This window comes from Streptomyces sp. 12E, from assembly GCF_055633275.1.
This window is the reverse complement of record NZ_JBVNCJ010000001.1, coordinates 6,615,091-6,631,451: the sequence shown is the minus strand read 5'-3', so window position 1 is coordinate 6,631,451 and position 16,361 is coordinate 6,615,091. Positions and strand designations below refer to the sequence as shown.

18 protein-coding genes are annotated in these 16,361 nt (G+C 73.2%); 13 read left to right on the top strand and 5 right to left on the bottom strand.

Annotated elements, in window-relative coordinates:
* The first annotated feature begins 159 nt into the window (after positions 1-159).
* From ACZ8ZB_RS30460 to ACZ8ZB_RS30430, 7 genes are all read left to right on the top strand, one after another.
* Entirely contained in the window at positions 160-1,005 is an 846-nt protein-coding gene (locus ACZ8ZB_RS30460) for a class I SAM-dependent methyltransferase (protein ID WP_470740818.1), read from the top strand.
* A 94-nt stretch (positions 1,006-1,099) separates the two neighbouring features.
* Positions 1,100-1,348 carry a chorismate mutase gene (locus ACZ8ZB_RS30455; protein ID WP_470740817.1) on the top strand — a complete coding sequence of 83 codons (249 nt, stop codon included), beginning with the start codon at positions 1,100-1,102 and terminating at the stop codon, positions 1,346-1,348.
* 428 nt (positions 1,349-1,776) lie between these two features.
* Entirely contained in the window at positions 1,777-2,010 is a 234-nt protein-coding gene (locus ACZ8ZB_RS30450) for a hypothetical protein (RefSeq protein ID WP_470740816.1), read from the top strand.
* A gap of 171 nt (positions 2,011-2,181) precedes the next feature.
* Positions 2,182-3,678: an ABC transporter substrate-binding protein gene (locus ACZ8ZB_RS30445; RefSeq protein WP_470740815.1), complete on the top strand. Its 1,497-nt coding sequence runs from the start codon at positions 2,182-2,184 to the stop codon at positions 3,676-3,678.
* Positions 3,675-5,480 (top strand): ABC transporter permease subunit, encoded by a 1,806-nt coding sequence (locus ACZ8ZB_RS30440; RefSeq protein WP_470740814.1) that lies wholly within the window; start codon positions 3,675-3,677, stop codon positions 5,478-5,480. Before ACZ8ZB_RS30445 ends, ACZ8ZB_RS30440 begins: the two co-directional genes overlap by 4 nt.
* Positions 5,461-6,501, top strand: a complete 1,041-nt coding sequence (locus ACZ8ZB_RS30435; protein ID WP_470740813.1) for an ABC transporter ATP-binding protein — start codon at positions 5,461-5,463, stop codon at positions 6,499-6,501. The genes ACZ8ZB_RS30440 and ACZ8ZB_RS30435 overlap by 20 nt, the downstream gene beginning before the upstream one ends.
* A complete protein-coding gene (locus tag ACZ8ZB_RS30430) occupies positions 6,498-7,214 on the top strand; it encodes an ATP-binding cassette domain-containing protein (protein WP_470740812.1) in 717 nt (238 codons plus the stop codon). Before ACZ8ZB_RS30435 ends, ACZ8ZB_RS30430 begins: the two co-directional genes overlap by 4 nt.
* 24 nt (positions 7,215-7,238) lie before the next feature.
* Here ACZ8ZB_RS30430 and ACZ8ZB_RS30425 read toward each other — a convergent pair whose 3' ends face one another.
* Entirely contained in the window at positions 7,239-7,463 is a 225-nt protein-coding gene (locus tag ACZ8ZB_RS30425; RefSeq protein ID WP_470740811.1) for a hypothetical protein, read from the bottom strand.
* A 9-nt stretch (positions 7,464-7,472) separates the two neighbouring features.
* Here ACZ8ZB_RS30425 and ACZ8ZB_RS30420 point away from each other — a divergent pair, with 9 nt between their 5' ends.
* The 4 genes from ACZ8ZB_RS30420 (at position 7,473) to ACZ8ZB_RS30405 (ending at position 10,129) form a co-directional block, all read left to right on the top strand.
* Complete coding sequence (locus tag ACZ8ZB_RS30420) at positions 7,473-7,646, top strand: hypothetical protein (protein ID WP_470740810.1); 174 nt, start codon at positions 7,473-7,475, stop codon at positions 7,644-7,646.
* A gap of 415 nt (positions 7,647-8,061) precedes the next feature.
* The gene (gene dhaK, locus ACZ8ZB_RS30415; RefSeq protein WP_470740809.1) at positions 8,062-9,054 is read left to right on the top strand and encodes a dihydroxyacetone kinase subunit DhaK; all 993 of its coding nucleotides are present in this window, start codon (positions 8,062-8,064) and stop codon (positions 9,052-9,054) included.
* A 54-nt stretch (positions 9,055-9,108) separates the two neighbouring features.
* On the top strand, positions 9,109-9,726 hold the full coding sequence (gene dhaL, locus ACZ8ZB_RS30410; protein WP_470740808.1) for a dihydroxyacetone kinase subunit DhaL: 618 nt from the start codon (positions 9,109-9,111) through the stop codon (positions 9,724-9,726).
* Complete coding sequence (locus ACZ8ZB_RS30405) at positions 9,719-10,129, top strand: PTS-dependent dihydroxyacetone kinase phosphotransferase subunit DhaM (RefSeq protein ID WP_470740807.1); 411 nt, start codon at positions 9,719-9,721, stop codon at positions 10,127-10,129. Before dhaL ends, ACZ8ZB_RS30405 begins: the two co-directional genes overlap by 8 nt.
* A 21-nt stretch (positions 10,130-10,150) precedes the next feature.
* Here the strand turns inward: ACZ8ZB_RS30405 and ACZ8ZB_RS30400 are convergent, their stop codons facing one another.
* Entirely contained in the window at positions 10,151-11,032 is an 882-nt protein-coding gene (locus tag ACZ8ZB_RS30400; RefSeq protein WP_470740806.1) for a glycoside hydrolase family 75 protein, read from the bottom strand.
* A 379-nt stretch (positions 11,033-11,411) separates the two neighbouring features.
* On the opposite strand from ACZ8ZB_RS30400, the gene ACZ8ZB_RS30395 reads away from it, so the two are divergent.
* Both ACZ8ZB_RS30395 and ACZ8ZB_RS30390 read left to right on the top strand, forming a co-directional pair.
* Positions 11,412-12,407, top strand: a complete 996-nt coding sequence (locus ACZ8ZB_RS30395) for a fibronectin type III domain-containing protein (protein WP_470740805.1) — start codon at positions 11,412-11,414, stop codon at positions 12,405-12,407.
* A gap of 169 nt (positions 12,408-12,576) precedes the next feature.
* Complete coding sequence (locus tag ACZ8ZB_RS30390; protein WP_470740804.1) at positions 12,577-13,095, top strand: hypothetical protein; 519 nt, start codon at positions 12,577-12,579, stop codon at positions 13,093-13,095.
* 147 nt (positions 13,096-13,242) lie between these two features.
* Here ACZ8ZB_RS30390 and ACZ8ZB_RS30385 read toward each other — a convergent pair whose 3' ends face one another.
* The 3 genes from ACZ8ZB_RS30385 to ACZ8ZB_RS30375 all read right to left on the bottom strand — a co-directional run bounded on the left by ACZ8ZB_RS30385 (position 13,243) and on the right by ACZ8ZB_RS30375 (position 16,339).
* Positions 13,243-13,818: a PadR family transcriptional regulator gene (locus ACZ8ZB_RS30385; RefSeq protein WP_470740803.1), complete on the bottom strand. Its 576-nt coding sequence runs from the start codon at positions 13,816-13,818 to the stop codon at positions 13,243-13,245.
* A 31-nt stretch (positions 13,819-13,849) separates the two neighbouring features.
* The gene (locus ACZ8ZB_RS30380) at positions 13,850-15,865 is read right to left on the bottom strand and encodes an oxidoreductase (RefSeq protein ID WP_470740802.1); all 2,016 of its coding nucleotides are present in this window, start codon (positions 15,863-15,865) and stop codon (positions 13,850-13,852) included.
* A gap of 102 nt (positions 15,866-15,967) precedes the next feature.
* On the bottom strand, positions 15,968-16,339 hold the full coding sequence (locus ACZ8ZB_RS30375; protein ID WP_470740801.1) for a hypothetical protein: 372 nt from the start codon (positions 16,337-16,339) through the stop codon (positions 15,968-15,970).
* Positions 16,340-16,361 lie beyond the last annotated feature (22 nt).

Genomic DNA, 16,361 nt, shown 5'->3' with positions numbered 1-16,361 from the left:
CGCAGCGCAGATGACACCCGAGCGAGCACGCCGGGCAGCCAGAGCCCGGCCCCGACCAACTCGGCACGTGACCGTGGCGCCTCACGCCCCATCATATGGAAACAATAATCGTTCTCAATAACGTTTACATGAAAACGATTTCCAACTAGGCTGTCGGCCATGGCGAATGTCGACGAGGCAGGACTGATCACGTACCTGAGGACCAACCGGGCGTTCATGGCGCCGGTTGTCGAGCAGGCCGTCGGCCTGCTCGATCTGAAAGGCCGTCACCGCATCCTCGATGTGGGCACAGGCGCGGGCGGCGGCCTGGTCGCTCTCGCCCGTGCCGCCGGTGGACAAGCACGAGTCCTGGGCGTGGACCGCAACGAGAGCGCGCTCGCGCTGGCCCTCCGGCACGCGGAGGAGGAGAACGTCCTCGGTCAGGTACACACCGAGAGCGCGGACCTGCTCCAGGTTGCCGCAAGGACCTCCCGAGAGGACCGTTTCGACGCGATCTGGGCGAGCGACGTCATCTGGCCGGGGAATGTCGAGGATCCCGCAACGGCGGTCGCACGGCTGGCCGGAGCCCTGTCACCGGACGGCGTGCTCGCGCTCTTCACGAGCAACTACTACAGCTCGACGTTCCTCCCCGGCCACGCCCGCCTGGAGCGGCAGCTCCTCACCGCCTCGGAACTGGACTGGGGAATCCCCGCCGACGGCCCGGAGCACTACGCGCGGCACGTGCACTGGATGACCGCGGCCGGCCTGCGCGACGTGCAGCTCCACGTGCTGCCCCGGGTCGGTTTCCCCGCGGACGCGGACCCGACAGTCCGTCCCTACCTGGAGAAGGTCGTGTGGCCTCAACTACTGGCGGGGGCTCGGGCGCGGGGCAAGGACGCGGGGATGACGAAGGAGGACATCGCACGGGCTGAGGCCCTGCTGACCCCCGGACGTCCTGAGTACGTGGTCGACGAGCCGGGCTACTACCTGATCCATCCCACCCTGCTGGTGACCGGACGTCGTTGACGCCCTCGGCGTGTCCACCCCCGGCACGCCTTCCGCCGCTGACGTGGCGAAGCAGCCGCTCTCATCGACCTTGCACGGGAAGGCACTCTTACGCATGCCCAGGGCCACGGACAGCCCCGCCGAAGGCCTGCACACGCATATCGCGGAGCTGGACGCGGCCATCATCGAACTGGTCCGTCGGCGTACCGAAATCTGTGCACAACTGACCACTCAGCGCCGGGCCGCCGGAAAACCGACGATCGAACTCGCCCGTGAGAACGACGTCCTGCAGCGATACAGCGAGGCACTCGGGCGCCCCGGCACCTCACTGGCGATGCTTCTGACGGAACTGGGGCGACGGTAGCTTCCCGGCCGCAGGCCGGACCTCCAGGCCCTCAAGACCTCCGCCGACGCTCCCCCGGCCGACCGGGGGCACCGATGTCGGGAGACCACGACACGGGCGCCGACGGCCGGAAACGGTGTGACCGCGCACAGCACCAGCCCGGTCAGGACCTCGGTGGCGGCCGGTCACCCGTCCGTCCCACGTCCCTGTCAGCTCCTGTGCATCAGCACCACCCACGGATCCCGGCCTCGACCGGGCCGGCCTGCCGACCGCGTGGAGGACAGGGAAGTACGGACGAACGACGGTCCGCGCCGCGTCGAAGAGCATGCCGTGTCCGTCCCTGCGGGACGTATGCGCCTACGCGCAGGCCGAGGACATCGAATACGACTGGACGCCACCGAAATCCAGGTCCGTCGGCCGGCGGTCGAGCAGGGCAGGGCAGGAAGCGGGTGGTCCTCCCCGACGAGAAGCAGAACGCCATGAAGGTCACCGTCATCGCCGATCGACACAGTCGCACCTTGTGGCCCGACACTCTGCGGACCAGGACGGTGCACGACGGCACCGCGGGCATCAGTGACTGTTCCGGCCGCTTCGGCGCCGTCGAGGTCGCCCTGGACGACGACCACCTCGGACCGGGCCGAAACCAGCCGGGCCGGTCCGCCGCAGATCCAAGTCAGCTCTGAACAGGCCAGACACATCACCTCCCGCTGTCACACACCGCGACTGGCAAGGAGCCGCTCCGCCGGACGGAGCGGGAGGAAGGCCGAAAGAATCCAGACTTATGAAAATGATTGTCATCGTGTTACGGTCATCGTCCATCCGATCTTGACCGAGCACTGCCCCGGAGTGTCCCCGTGCGTCTCCCCGCCCGTCTCCTCCCCCTCACCGCGGCCACCACAGCCTCCTTCCTGCTCACCGGCTGCTTCTCCGCGACGTCGGACGCCGGGGGCTCCTCCGGGGGCGAGAGCCGCCGCATACGCGTCGCGATGATGCAGCCGCCGCGCTCGGGGCTCTCCCCGCTCTCCGACGACGCGTTCAAGCTGTCCCGCTGGTCGACCGCCGAGACCCTGGTGAAGCTGGACGCGGACGGCGACGCCGAGCCCGCCCTCGCCACCGAGTGGAAGCAGGCCGGGCGCGATTGGACCTTCACCGTCCGGGACGGTGTCACCTTCCACGACGGCACCGACCTCACCGCCGAGGCCGTGGTCGACTCCCTCACCCGCGCCGCCACCGCGTCCCCCAAGCCGCGCATCCTCGACGGCGTCGACATGACCGTGAAGGCCGACGGGAACAAGGTCACCGTCACCACCGCCGAGGAGGACCCGCTCGTCCCGCAGCGCCTCAGCTCCCCGCAGCTCGCGATCCTCGCGGCCAAGGCGTACATGGGGAAGACCGTGAACCCGGTCGGCGCCGGCACCGGCCCCTTCGAGCTGACCAAGGTGAACGGCACCTCCTCGGCGACCCTCGACCGCTACGACGACTACTGGGGCGGCGCGGCCAAGGCCCCCGGCATCGACGTCCGCTTCGTGCCCGACGGCACCGCCAGGGCCGCCGCCCTGCGCAGCGGCGAGGCCGACATCGTCGAGGCGGTCCCCGTCTCGCAGGCCGCCGTGCTCGACCAGGACCTGATCACCGAGGTCCCCATGCCGCGCACCAACACCCTGTACCTGAACACGGAGAAGGGCGTCTTCAAGGACGCCTCGCTGCGCGCGGCGGCGCGGGAGGCGATCGACGCGAAGTCCCTCGTGGACGGCGTGTACGAGGGACGCGCCGACGTCGCCGAGGGCCTGCTGGGCCCGGCGCTCCCGTGGGCGACCGGACTGCGCGAGCCGGTCGAGGGACGGGCGAAGGCAGGGGATCCGGCCGGGAAGACCGTCACCATCGGCACCTTCACCGACCGCGCCGAACTCCCCGAGGTCGCCGCCACCCTGCAACAGCAGCTGCAGAAGGCCGGCTTCAGGGTGAAGCTGGACATCCGCGAGTACGCGAACATCGAGTCCGACGCGCTGGCCGGCCGGTTCGACGCGTTCATCCTGTCCCGGGCCACCGTCCTCGACTCCGGCGACCCGGCCGCCTACCTCTACAGCGACTTCGCGTCCGAGGGGTCCTTCAACATCTCCCAGCTGACCGACCCGGCAGTCGACAAGGCGCTTCAGAAGGCGTCCACGGCGCCGACCGGTGACGCGCGGCGCAAGGCGATCATCGAGGCCGAGGCCGCCGTGCTCGCCACGGACGCCGCGGTGCCCATGCTGCACGAGCGCGTCATCCAGGGCGACGCGGCCGGGGTCGCGGGCGCCGCCCACGACCCGCGCGAGCGGGAGCTCGTCACGATCGACACCCGGGTCAAGTGAGGTCCCGCACACGTGGGCAGGCTGGTGCGGCCACGCTGACCCGCCTCGTCTGCCTCACCGCCGTACTGGCCGCCGTCGGCCTGCTGCCCTGGCTCTCCGGCCGCGACCCCGCGCTGACCGTGCTGCGGGCGCGGTCGGCCGAGCAGGAGCCCACCCGGGAGGCCCTGGACGCGGTGCGTCGTGATCTCGGCCTGGACGCGGGTCCCCTGTCCCTGCTGGGTGACTGGCTCGCCGGGCTGGTCCGCGGCGACCTCGGCACGTCGTGGGTCTCGGGCACCGACGTGCTGCCGTCCGTGCTCTCCGGTCTCCAGGTGTCGCTGGGCCTCATGGCCGCCGCCCTCGCGGTCGCGGTCCTGCTCGCCTGCGCGCTGGTCGCGCCGGTACTGGTGCGCGGCCGGGGGTCGGCGGGCGCGTTCGGCGCCATGCTCGCCGCGGTGCCCGAGTTCCTGCTCGCCACGGTCGCGCTGCTGGTGTGCGGGGTGTGGTTCGGCGTGCTGCCGACCTCCGGCTGGCAGGGCCCGGAGTACATGGTTCTGCCCGCCGTCGCCCTCGGCGTCCCGGCGGGCGGACTCCTCGGCCGCCTGGTCGCGGACGCGCTGCCGGCCGTGCTGGACGAGCGCTGGGTGGAGCTGTGGCGGGAGACCGGGGTGAGCCGGGCGCGGATCGCGGCGGCCGCCCTGCGGCGCGTCCTGCCGCCGCTGGTCCCGCAGTTCGGCATGGTGGCCGTCGGCCTGACCGGCGGGGCGGTCGCCGTGGAGACGGTGTTCGCGGTACCCGGCAGCGGCCGTACGGCGCTCGGTGCGGCGAAGTCCCAGGACCTGCCATTGCTCCAGGGCTCCGTCCTCGCCCTGCTGGTGCTGGGACTGGCCGCGGGCGCGCTGGCCGCACTCGTACGGCGCCGTCTGCTCGGCCCGGCGCTGCGCGACGCGGGCCTGACGCTGCCCGCGCCGCGCCCGGTGCGCGCGCACCCGGCGGTCCCCGCGGCACTGGGCGCCGTCCTGGTGGCCGCCATCGGCTGGGGACTGCTGCGCGACCCGTACACCGTGGACACGACGGCCCGCCTGCTGTCCCCGTCGTGGACGCATCCGCTCGGCACCGACGGGCTCGGCCGGGACGTCCTGGCCCGCCTCGGGCACGGCGCGACCACGACGGTCGGCACGGCAGTCGCCGTGTGCCTCGCGAGCCTGCTGCTCGCGCTGGCCCTCGGATTCCTGCCGCGGGTGGCCGCCGGGGCCTCCGACATCGCCAACGCGCTGCCACCGGTGATCGTCGGCATCCTGGTCGCGGCGGCCGTGGGCCCCGGTACGGGCGGCGCCGCCCTCGCGGTCGCGCTGGTCTCCTGGCCCCCGTTGTCCGCACACGCGGCGGCCCTGGTGCAGGAGGTGCGCGCCTCGGCGTTCCTGACCGCCCAGCGTGCCATCGGCGCCACCCCGTGGTGGATCCTGACCCGCCACGTCCTGCCGTCGGTGGCCGGCCCCGTCGCCCGGCACGCGGTCCTCCGCCTCCCCGGCATCGCCCTCGCCCTCGCCTCCCTTGGCTTCCTGGGACTCGGCGCCCAGCCACCCGCCCCCGAATGGGGCCTGCTGCTCGAGGAGTCCCGCGCGTACGTGGAGCGGGCCCCGTGGGCGGCGCTCTCCCCGGCGGTCGCCCTCGCTCTGCTGGCCGGTCTCGCCGTGGCGGGCGCGGCGTACACACAGGGGCGCACCGTCCCGCGCACCCGCCGTACGGCAACCGGCCGCACCACCCGGCCCGCTCCCCACCCCTCCCGGAAGGAGGACTCCCTTGACGGCAGCACCACCTGACACCGACGCCCTCCTCTCGGTACGCGGTCTCGGCATCTCCCTGCACGGGGTCCCGGTCGTCAGCGGACTGACCTTCGACGTCCACGCCCGTGAGGTCCTCGCCGTGGTCGGCGAGTCGGGCGCGGGCAAGTCCCTCACGGCACGCGCGCTGCTGGGCGCGGCCCCCCGGGACGCCCGCGTGACGGGGAGTGTGCGGCTGTGCCGCAGCCCGGGCTCGTACGACGAACTCGTGGGCGCCCCGGCCGCGGCCCGCACCGCCCTGCGCGGCCGCCGCACGGCCCTCGTTCCGCAGGACGCGCTCTCCGCGCTCTCCCCCGTGCATCCCGTGGGCGACCAACTCGCCGCCGCCGTACGGTCGGTGGCACGGGTCTCGCGCACGGAGGCCCGTGCGCGGGCGGTCGCCGCGCTCGACCGCGTGGGCATCGCGGACGCCGCACGCAAGGCGCGGGCGTATCCGCACGAGTACTCCGGTGGGATGCGCCAGCGCGCCGTCATCGCCATGGCCACGATCAACGAGCCGGACCTGCTGATCGCCGACGAGCCGACGACCGCGCTGGACCCGGACCTCCAGGAGCAGGTGCTGCGGGTCCTCGGCGAGCAGCGCGAGGCGGTGGGCGCCGCCCTCGTCCTGGTCACGCACGACCTGGGAACGGTCCGCGACCACGCCGACCGCGTACTCGTGATGTACGCCGGACGCCAGGTCGAACAGGGCCCGGCCCGACGCGTGCTGGACCGCCCCGCGGCGCCGTACACGGCGGGGCTGCTGGCGTCGCTGCCGCCGGACGGACCCGGTGGGCACGGCGGCCGTCGGCGTCTTCCCACCATCCCCGGCGCCCCGCCCGCCTTCGACCGCCTCCCGCCCGGCTGCGCCTTCGCGCCCCGCTGCCCGCTGGCCGACGACCGCTGCCGGCGCGAGGAGCCTCGGCCCCGGACGGCCGGCGACGGCCGTGAGGTCTCCTGTCACCGCCGGGAGGACGTACCCCACCCGGCGACCGAGTTGTTCCTGGAGCGGTCCGCATGAGCACCCCCGTGATCCCCGCGCCGCGCCGCGCCGCGGACGACCCCCTGCTGGACGTCCGCGACCTGGTCGTCCGCTACGGCCAGGTCACCGCCGTGGACCACGTCTCCTTCACCCTGGAGACGGGCGAGACCCTCGCCCTCAACGGCCCGTCGGGCTGCGGCAAGTCCTCCACGGCCACCGCCGTGCTCCAGCTGCGACGCCCGGACGCCGGCGAGGTCCGTTTCGAGGGACGGGAGCTGACCGCGCTCACCGAACGCGAACTGCGCCCGCTCCGCCCCCGGCTGCAGCCGGTCTTCCAGGACCCGTACGGCTCGCTCAGCCCCCGCCACCGCATCCGGGACGCGGTGGCGGAACCCCTGCGCGTCCAGGGCCGCTGGGACGACGCGGCCGGCCCCGCCCGGGTCGCCGAGCTCCTGGACCGGGTCGGCCTGGACACCGCCCACGGAGACCGCTTCCCGCACGAGCTGTCCGGCGGACAGTGCCAACGCGCGGGCATCGCACGGGCGCTGGCGTCCGAACCCCGGCTCCTCGTCCTCGACGAACCGGTCTCCGCCCTCGACCCGTCCGTCCGGGCCGGCGTCCTCAACCTGCTCGCCGACCTCCAGGAGGAACTGGGGCTCGCATACCTGTTCATCTGCCACGACCAGGCGGTCGTGCGCCACTTCGCGGACCGGACGATCGACATGCGCGACGGCCGCCTCGTAGGGAGGTGACCGTCCGCGTCCCCTGCCAGGCCGTCACTCTCCCGGCTGCGCCGCCACCGACACCCGGAACAGCCCCTCGGAACCGGTCTGCCACTCACAAGCACAGTAGGGCCGGAAGCGCGCGGCCTCACGGGTCTGCCGCCACGTGGCGGTCTCCGTGTCCACGCCGGAGGGAAACTCCAGTCCGTGACGGACGGCAGTCTCGAACGAGGTCGGCGCCGCACGCAGCCGGATGCCCAGCAGCTCCATCCCGGCCACCGAGACCTGATGTCGGCATTGAGCACCAGCTCCTTGTGCCGGCAGGGGCTCGATCACGTGCGCCAGGCCGCCTTCACCGTCCCGCCGGAGCTGCATCGGAGCGACGCCCTCTCCCGGGAGCCCACCGGCGGACGAGTGCGGGAAGAGCCGGGACAGGCGCTCGCCGTCAACCTCTCGGGGTAGCTGCTCATCGCAAGCGTCCAGCCGACTCTCGTCCTTCACACCCTCCACAGAACAACAGGTGGCCTCCACGGACAGGCGTACCGGCGGCACAGGACCGATGACACCGGTCAGGAACGGGTGCCGAAAACCGTTCCCGGACACATGCAGGGACCAGGGCGCGCCCGAGACGTTCCCGCACGTGACCTTCGCTGCCGCAAGGCCGATACTGCCGACAGCGGCACTCCGTCCCCGTCCCGCCCGACCATCCGACCCACCCGACGCCCCATCACCTAAATCAGCATCGAGTCAGCATCAGTACCGCCGGAACCCGCTTCAGGCCGCTGCGAACCGTCAAGATCGAAAACTTTCTTCACCTACTTTGACCAGCGAAAACACAGGTTGAAGCACTACCTGCTAACCTTCCCAGGAGGTACCCATGAGGATGCTCATCAACGTCCCGGAGACCGTGGTCGCGGACGCGTTGCGGGGAATGGCGGCAGCCCATCCCGAGCTTGCGGTGGACGTGGAGAACCGGGTGATCGTACGCAAGGACGCGCCCGTGGCCGGGAAGGTGGGCCTGGTGTCCGGCGGGGGGTCGGGGCACGAGCCGCTGCACGGCGGGTTCGTGGGGCCGGGGATGCTGTCGGCGGCCTGTCCCGGCGAGGTGTTCACCTCCCCGGTGCCCGACCAGATGGTGCGGGCCGCGGCGGCCGTGGACAGCGGGGCCGGGGTGCTGTTCATCGTGAAGAACTACACCGGTGACGTGCTCAACTTCGACATGGCCGCCGAGCTGGCCGAGGACGAGGGCATCCAGGTCGCGAAGGTGCTGGTCGACGACGACGTGGCGGTGACCGACAGCCTGTACACGGCCGGCCGGCGGGGCACGGGGGCGACCCTGTTCGTGGAGAAGATCGCGGGCGCGGCGGCGGACGAGGGACAGCCGCTGGAGCGGGTGGAGGCGATCGCCCGGCAGGTGAACGAGAACTCCCGCAGCTTCGGTGTGGCGCTGAGCGCCTGCACCACGCCGGCCAAGGGCAGCCCCACCTTCGACCTTCCCTCCGGTGAGCTGGAGCTGGGCATCGGCATCCACGGCGAGCCGGGCCGGGAGCGGCGGCCGATGATGACGTCCGCCGAGATCGCCGAGGTCGCCCTCGACGCGATCCTGGAGGACCTCACACCGCGCAACCCCGTCCTGGTCCTGGTCAACGGCATGGGCGCCACCCCGCTGCTGGAGCTGTACGGCTTCAACGCCGAGGTGCAGCGGGTGCTCGGCGAACGCGGGGTCCCCGTGGCCCGTGTCCTGGTCGGCAACTACGTCACCTCCCTCGACATGGCGGGCGCCTCGGTCACCCTGTGCCAGATCGACGAGGAGCTGCTGCGGCTGTGGGACGCGCCGGTGCGGACTCCGGGACTGCGCTGGGGCATGTGAGGCACGCCGGTGCCATGGTTCGGTTCAGGAGTACCTACCACGCAAGGAGTTCCCGTGCTCGACGCCGACTTCTTCCGCCGTTGGATGACGGCCACCGCCGCGTCCGTGGACCGCGAGGCGGAGCGGCTCACCGCCCTCGACTCGCCGATCGGGGACGCGGACCACGGCAGTAATCTCCAGCGCGGGTTCCGGGCGGTGAGGGACGCGCTGGAGAAGGAGCCGCCCACCACGCCCGGGGCGGTGCTGGTCCAGGCCGGACGGCTGCTCGTCTCGACGGTGGGCGGTGCGTCCGGTCCGCTGTACGGGACGCTGCTGCGCCGCACCGGCAAGGCGCTCGGGGACGCCGCCGAGGTGGACGAGCGGCAACTGGCCGAGGCGCTGCGCGCCGGGGTGGACGCGGTGCGACAGCTCGGCGGTGCCGCACCGGGCGACAAGACGATGATCGACGCGCTGACGCCCGCGGTGGACGCCCTCGGCGACTCCTTCGCCGCCGCGCGCGACGCCGCCGAGGAGGGCGCCGTGGCGACGACGCCGTTGCGGGCGCGCAAGGGCAGGGCCAGTTATCTGGGCGAGCGCAGCATCGGGCACCAGGATCCGGGAGCCACGTCGGCGGCACTGCTGATCGCCGGACTCGTGGCGGCCGCGGCGGACACGGAGGCCGGCGGTGAGTGACGAGAAGCTGGTGGGGATCGTGCTGGTGTCGCACAGCGCGGCGGTGGCCGCGTCGGTGGCGGAGCTGGCGCAGGGTCTGGCGGGCGCCGGCGGAGCGGTTCCCGTCGCGCCGGCGGGCGGCACCGAGGGCGGTGGGCTCGGCACGAGCGCCGAGCTGATCGCCGCGGCGGCCGCGTCCGTCGACCGCGGGGCGGGGGTGGCCGTGCTGACCGATCTGGGCAGCGCGGTGCTCACCGTGAAGGCTCTGCTCGCCGAGGGCGACGAACTCCCCGAGCGGACCAGACTGGTGGACGCGCCGTTCGTGGAGGGCGCGGTGGCCGCGGTGGTCACGGCCTCCACGGGGGCGGACCTGGCCGCGGTGGAGGCGGCGGCCGTCGAGGCGTACACGTACCGGAAGGTGTGAGGAGGGCGGCGCCCGGCCGGTTCAGTCGTCGGCGTCCACGAACCGCCGGGCCAGCCGCTCCCCCGCCGTCACCGCGGCCCGGTGGTCCTCGATGGGGGTCACCCGGCTGTTCTTGAACACGATGTAGGTGACGCCGGAGGGCGTGCCGCCGACGAGCGGGTCGGGGTCGATGCCGAGCGACTCGGCCGTGGCGTAGGAGGCCTCGCCGATGATGTCGGCGGGGCCGGTGTCGCCGACGACCGCGTACCGCACCCGGTCGCGGTACACCACCGCCACCACCGATCCGCCGCGCACGCCGTGGGACCGGTGGTTCCACACGGCGCTGGGCGCGGGCACCACCACGTAGGGGGTCTCCTCGGAGCTCAGCGGGCGGCCGTCGGACTGGGTGAAGGCCGTGGAGGCGGAGAAGTACGGGTCGGTGCGGGCGTTGCAGCGCGGGCCGGGGCGGCCGTCGCAGTCGATGTCCATGTCGGCCTTCCAGAACACGGCGTCGTGGGTTGCGCACACCGGGACGGTGGCCTCGGCGCCGCGGTCCTCGCGGTAGCGGCCGTGGGAGACGGGTGCGCAGGCGCGCACCTTGGCCAGCAGGTCGGCGGCGGAGACGGGGTCCGTGCGCCGTACGGGCGGTTCGGTGCGCACCTCGGCCGACGGAACGGCGGGAACCGGGTCCGTGCGCCGTACGGGCGGTTCGGTGCGCACCTCGGCCGACGGGGCGGCGGGAACCGGGTCCGTGCGCCGTACGGGCGGTTCGGTGCGCACCTCGGCCGACGGAACGGCGGGGACCGGGTCCGTGCGCCGTACGACCGGTTCGGTACGGAGCTGGGGTGCGATGGTGGAGGGAGGCGAGGGGGTCAGCAGGGCGACACCGGCCATGGCCAGGGTGAGCGACTGGACACGGGACACGATCAAGGGGAGCCTCTCGTCGGGGTCACGGGCGCACACTCAGCGGAACTTTGCACCATTTCGTCCCGATTCAGCGGCGTAACGGCCCCGACAGGGCCGGACAGCGCACGATCGCACCAGCGGCCACGACCCGGGGGCCGGGGCCCGGGTCCGGGTCGACCCGGGCCGTCCGGCCGCCCGCGCCGGCGCGGGACCCGCGACGACGGCGATCCGCGCCACGGGCCCGGACTCCCCTTCTTCGAGGGGAGGTTCGGCCCGTCCGGGCTTCAGCACACGTGACGCACACGCTCCCCCGCCCTCTTGATGCGACCCGCCACCCCGACCATATTGGTACGGACCATTGTCCTTGTTCCCGTGTGCCGCCCCGGGAGGCAGAGTCGTGCGTGGCGTTCCCCCAGCCGTGTCCCCGCGCCGCCTTCTCGCGCTCGGCGGGGCTCTCCTGCTGCTCGCCTCCTGCCGATGGGGAGAACCGGACGACGGCGCCGGTGACGAACGGCCGCCCGGAGCACCGACCGGTGTGACGGCCGAGGCGGGCAGCGCCACCAGCGTGCACGTCATGTGGAACACGGTCGCCGGCACCGAGGTGAGCCGCTATGAGGTGTACCGGGGCACCACAAGGGTGAAGGAAGTACCCGGTGCCGAACACATGGTGGACGTCACCGGACTCCGGCCCGCGACCACCCATGTGTTCACGGTGCGGGTCCGGGACACGGACGGACGGCTCGGGCCGCGCAGCCGGGAGGTCAGGGCGACGACGCCCGGGGCGACCACGGCCGACGACACCGCCCCCACCCGTCCGGCGGAACTTCACGGACGGGCTGCCGGGAGCCGCGCCGCCCAGTTGTCGTGGTCCGCCGCGAAGGACGACCGGGGTGTGGTGTCGTACGACGTCCACCAGGGCGGAACGAAGATCCACAGTGTGGGCGGGAACCAGACGGCCACCGTGGTGACGGGGCTGCGGCCGGGCACCCGCTACTCCTTCACGGTCCGGGCCCGGGACGCGGCCGGCAACCTCTCCCCCGCCGGCGCCGCCGTCCGCCTCACCACCGCGGGCGGCGCGGACGGCCCGGCCGGCGCTCCCACCGGTTTCCGGGCCACGAGTGAGTGGTCCGACGGCGCGCACCACATCGTCCTCCACTGGGTGCCGCCGCGCGTCGACGGGGTGGTCACCGAGTACGAGGTGCACCTGGACGGCCGTGTCGCCACCTCGCTCGTCCAGGGCGGTGACGCACCGCGCGACCGGGCGACGTACCGCTTCTACGCCGGCCGGGAGGCCGGGGTCGCCCACCGGGTGCGGATCCGGGCGATGCTGCCGGACGGGACCTGGGGCGGCTTCTCGGCGGAGCGCACGGTGACGACGGGCGCCGGACGCTGACCCGACGCCCGGGGTCGGCCGCCCGGAGGAAGCCGTCACCTGCCCGGATGCCGCCGGAGTGCGCGCCGGTCCGGCGGCCCGTTGGCTTGCCTCGTGGCAGCACGGGCGCTCCCCGACCCAGGCGGAACAAGGGATGTACCGCCGGCCGTGCCGCCGGAAGGCAGCCGACATGCGCAACTCGAAGCCACTGCTCCGTTCCGGTCCGACCGCGGCCGCCGCCGCCGTGCTCGCGCTGACCCTGGCCGGGCCGGCCGCCGCGGCCGGGATCTCCGTCAGCACCACCGGGTCGACGGTCTCGGTGAGCACCGGTGCGTGCACCCAGGTCAACGGCCACTGGGGCACCGCCTCGCTGCTCACCAGCAGCCAGACGAGCTTCTCGCAGGGCCGTCAGGTGGCGCTCGCGGGAAGCGCTTCGGGACAGTCCGCCGCCTGGTCCAACGTCGGTCCGGGCACCTACACGGTGATCGTGATCTGCTCGAACGGCAGCACTGCGGGCACGCAGTCCGTCGTCGTCTCCACGGCTCCCGCCCCGTCGGCCTCCCCGTCCCTCGGGGTGATGGGCGGCATCGGCGGCAGCTCGACGGACTACGGCACGCTCACGCTGGTGGCGGGCAGCGCACTGGTCGGCACGGGGATCGCCGCCACGGCCTGGTACCTGCGCCGCCGCAACGCCCCGCGCCACTTCTAGGGGTGCCGTCCGGATCGGGCCGGCGCCGGGCGGTGCCGGACCCCGCGCCCCCGGCCCGATCCGGACGACGCCCCCCTGGACCCGGCGCCGGCCGCGGGCACGCCCGAAGCGCCCCGGGCGGGCGGCCGGCGCCGACCCCTCGCGGTGTCACGCCTTCCGTACGGTGGGGTCCTCAGGTCCGCCGGCATCCGGCAGCCGGGCGAACTCCGCCAGCGCGTGGTCGAGCCACCGGGTCCAGAAGGTCTCCAGGTCGATGCCGGCGCGCAGCACCAGATGCCGCAGCCGGTCCTCCGGTCCGTCCCTGCCCGGCGGGAAGTCGCGCCGCTCGATCTCCCGGTACTCCGCCAGCTGACGCTCGTGCAGCTCCCGGTGGCGCCGCAGATCGGCCGCCAGGCCCGCGGTGCCGACCACGGCCGCCGCCCTCAGCCGCAGCAGCATCGCGTCGCGGTGCGGCTTGGGGTCCTGGGACGCGGAGGTCCAGCGGGCCAGTTCCGCGCGCCCCGCCGGCAGGACCTCGTACGCCTTCTTCTGCCCCCGGGCCGGCTGCTCGGAGGGGAGGACCCGGATCAGGCCCTCGGCCTCCAGCTTCCCCAGCTCGCGATAGATCTGCTGGTGCGTCGCGGACCAGAAGTAGCCGATCGACCGGTCGAACCGGCGGGTCAGCTCCAGCCCCGAGGACGGCTTCTCGAGCAGGGCGGTGAGGATCGCGTGCGGGAGTGACATGAGCTCATCCTAGGGACGGGCCGCGCCCGGCCTACAGCGCCGCCGCCAGCTCGGTGCCCTGCTTGATGGCGCGCTTGGCGTCCAGCTCGGCGGCCACGTCGGCGCCGCCGATCAGGTGGACGGGCCGTCCGGCGGCGACCAGTTCCTCGTACAGGTCGCGACGCGGCTCCTGGCCGGTGCACAGGACGACCGTGTCGACCTCCAGGACGGTGCTCTCGCCGTCGACGGTGACGTGCAGTCCGGCGTCGTCGATCCGGTCGTAGCGCACGCCCGGGACCATGGTGACGCCGCGGTGCTTGAGTTCGGTGCGGTGGATCCAGCCGGTGGTCCTGCCGAGGCCGGCGCCGACCTTGGAGGTCTTGCGCTGCAGCAGGTGGACGGTGCGCGGCGGGGCGGGGCGCTGGGGTGCGGCGAGGCCGCCGGGGGCGCGGTAGTCGAGGTCGACGCCCCACTGGCGGAAGTACGCCTCGGGGTTCTCGTGCGCCTTGTCGCCGCCGTCGGTGAGGAACTCGGCGACGTCGAAGCCGATGCCGCCCGCGCCGAGGATCGCGACCCGGTCTCCGACGGGGGCGCCGTCGCGGAGCACGTCGAGGTAGCCGAGGACGCTCCTGTGGTCGACGCCGGGGATGTCGGGGACGCGCGGGATGACACCGGTGGCGACGACGACCTCGTCGTGGCCGGCCACGTCGTCGGCGGTGGCGCGCGTGTCGAGGCGTACGTCGACGGCCAGTTCGGCGAGTCGGGTGCGGAAGTAGCGCAGGGTCTCGTCGAACTCCTGCTTGCCGGGGACCTTGCGGGCCACGTTGAGCTGGCCGCCGATCTCGCTCGCGGCGTCGAACAGGGTGACGTGGTGGCCGCGTTCGGCGGCGCTCACCGCGCAGGCGAGGCCGGCCGGGCCGGCGCCGACGACCGCGACGCGCTTGCGGCGGCGGGTCGGGGACAGCACGAGCTCGGTCTCGTGGCAGGCGCGCGGGTTGACCAGGCAGGAGGTGATCTGCCCGCTGAAGGTGTGGTCGAGACAGGCCTGGTTGCAGCCGATGCAGGTGTTGATCGCCTCGGGGCGGCCGTCGGCGGCCTTGGCGACGAAGTCGGGGTCGGCGAGCATCGGGCGGGCCATCGACACCATGTCCGCGCAGCCCTCCGCGAGCAACTGCTCGGCGAGTTCGGGGGTGTTGATGCGGTTGGTGGTGACCAGCGGGACCGTCACCTCGCCCATGAGGCGCCTGGTCACCCAGGTGTACGCGCCGCGGGGGACGGAGGTGGCGATGGTGGGGATGCGGGCCTCGTGCCAGCCGATGCCGGTGTTGATGATCGTCGCCCCGGCGGCCTCGACGGCCTTGGCGAGGGTGATCACCTCGTCCAGGGTGGAGCCGCCGGGCACCAGGTCGAGCATGGAGAGCCGGTAGACGACGATGAAGTCCTCGCCGACCGCCTCACGCACCCGGCGGACGATCTCGACGGGGAAGCGCATGCGGTTCTCGTAGGAGCCGCCCCAGCGGTCGGTGCGGTGGTTGGTCCGCGTGACGATGAACTCGTTGATCAGGTAGCCCTCGGAGCCCATGATCTCGACACCGTCGTAGCCGGCCCGCCGGGCGAGGCGGGCGGCGCGGGCGTAGTCGTCGACGGTGCGCTCGACCTCGGCGTCGGTCAGCTCGCGGGGCGGGAAGGGGCTGATCGGCGCCTGGACGGGGCTGGGGGCGACCAGGTCCCGGTGGTAGGCGTACCGGCCGAAGTGCAGGATCTGCATCGCGATGCGCCCGCCCTCGCGGTGCACCGCGTCGGTGACGGTCCGGTGCTGCTCGGCCTCGGCCTCGGTGGTGAGCTTCGCTCCGCCCTCGTAGGGCCGCCCCTCGTCGTTGGGGGCGATGCCGCCGGTGACGATGAGGCCGACCCCGCCGCGGGCGCGGGCGGCGTAGAACTCGGCCATGCGGGAGAAGCCGCCCTCGGCCTCCTCCAGGCCCACGTGCATGGAGCCCATGAGGACCCGGTTGGGCAGGGTGGTGAAGCCCAGGTCGAGGGGGGTCAGCAGGTGGGGGTAACGGCTCATCGGGCCCTCCGTGCGCGGTGTGGTGCCTGTAGTTGTAAGGCACGCGCACCGCCTTATGCAACTAGTTGCATAAGAGACGGAGGGCACACGGGGCCGGGGGCGTCACCGGCTTTCGATGCGTACGTGCAGCTCCTTCTCCTGGTCGCCGGGGACCGTGCTCAGGTCGTGCACCGTGAACAGGGAGCCCAGGGTCGTGCGGAACCGGTCGATCGCCCAGTAGCCGCCGTGCGCGTCGGCGTCGACCGACGAGGCCAGCCGGGCATCGGGCCGGGCGCCCTCGTGCGCGTCGGCGACGTCGAAGGTGCCGAGCCACACCGTCGGGCGGGTCTCGGAGAACTCCTCCGGTACGTCGTCGGAGCACCGGTCGGACGTGAAGCACGCGCACAGCGTGTCGAACACGATCCGGGCGTCGTCCTTGCTGCATCCGCTGATCTCGACCGAGACGGACTCCGGGTGCGGTCGCTCGCTGCCCATCGTGATCGCTCCTCTCGTGGCC

Excerpts from the sequence above, each read along its gene's own strand:
- ACZ8ZB_RS30375 (WP_470740801.1), bottom strand. The coding sequence starts at position 16,339 with ATGGGCAGCGAGCGACCGCACCCGGAGTCCGTCTCGGTCGAGATCAGC.
- ACZ8ZB_RS30430 (WP_470740812.1), top strand. The coding sequence starts at position 6,498 with ATGAGCACCCCCGTGATCCCCGCGCCGCGCCGCGCCGCGGACGACCCC.
- ACZ8ZB_RS30455 (WP_470740817.1), top strand. The coding sequence starts at position 1,100 with ATGCCCAGGGCCACGGACAGCCCCGCCGAAGGCCTGCACACGCATATC.
- dhaK (WP_470740809.1), top strand. The coding sequence starts at position 8,062 with ATGAGGATGCTCATCAACGTCCCGGAGACCGTGGTCGCGGACGCGTTG.
- ACZ8ZB_RS30390 (WP_470740804.1), top strand. The coding sequence starts at position 12,577 with ATGCGCAACTCGAAGCCACTGCTCCGTTCCGGTCCGACCGCGGCCGCC.
- ACZ8ZB_RS30385 (WP_470740803.1), bottom strand. The coding sequence starts at position 13,818 with ATGTCACTCCCGCACGCGATCCTCACCGCCCTGCTCGAGAAGCCGTCC.
- ACZ8ZB_RS30420 (WP_470740810.1), top strand. The coding sequence starts at position 7,473 with ATGTCGGCATTGAGCACCAGCTCCTTGTGCCGGCAGGGGCTCGATCAC.
- ACZ8ZB_RS30380 (WP_470740802.1), bottom strand. The coding sequence starts at position 15,865 with ATGAGCCGTTACCCCCACCTGCTGACCCCCCTCGACCTGGGCTTCACC.
- ACZ8ZB_RS30460 (WP_470740818.1), top strand. The coding sequence starts at position 160 with ATGGCGAATGTCGACGAGGCAGGACTGATCACGTACCTGAGGACCAAC.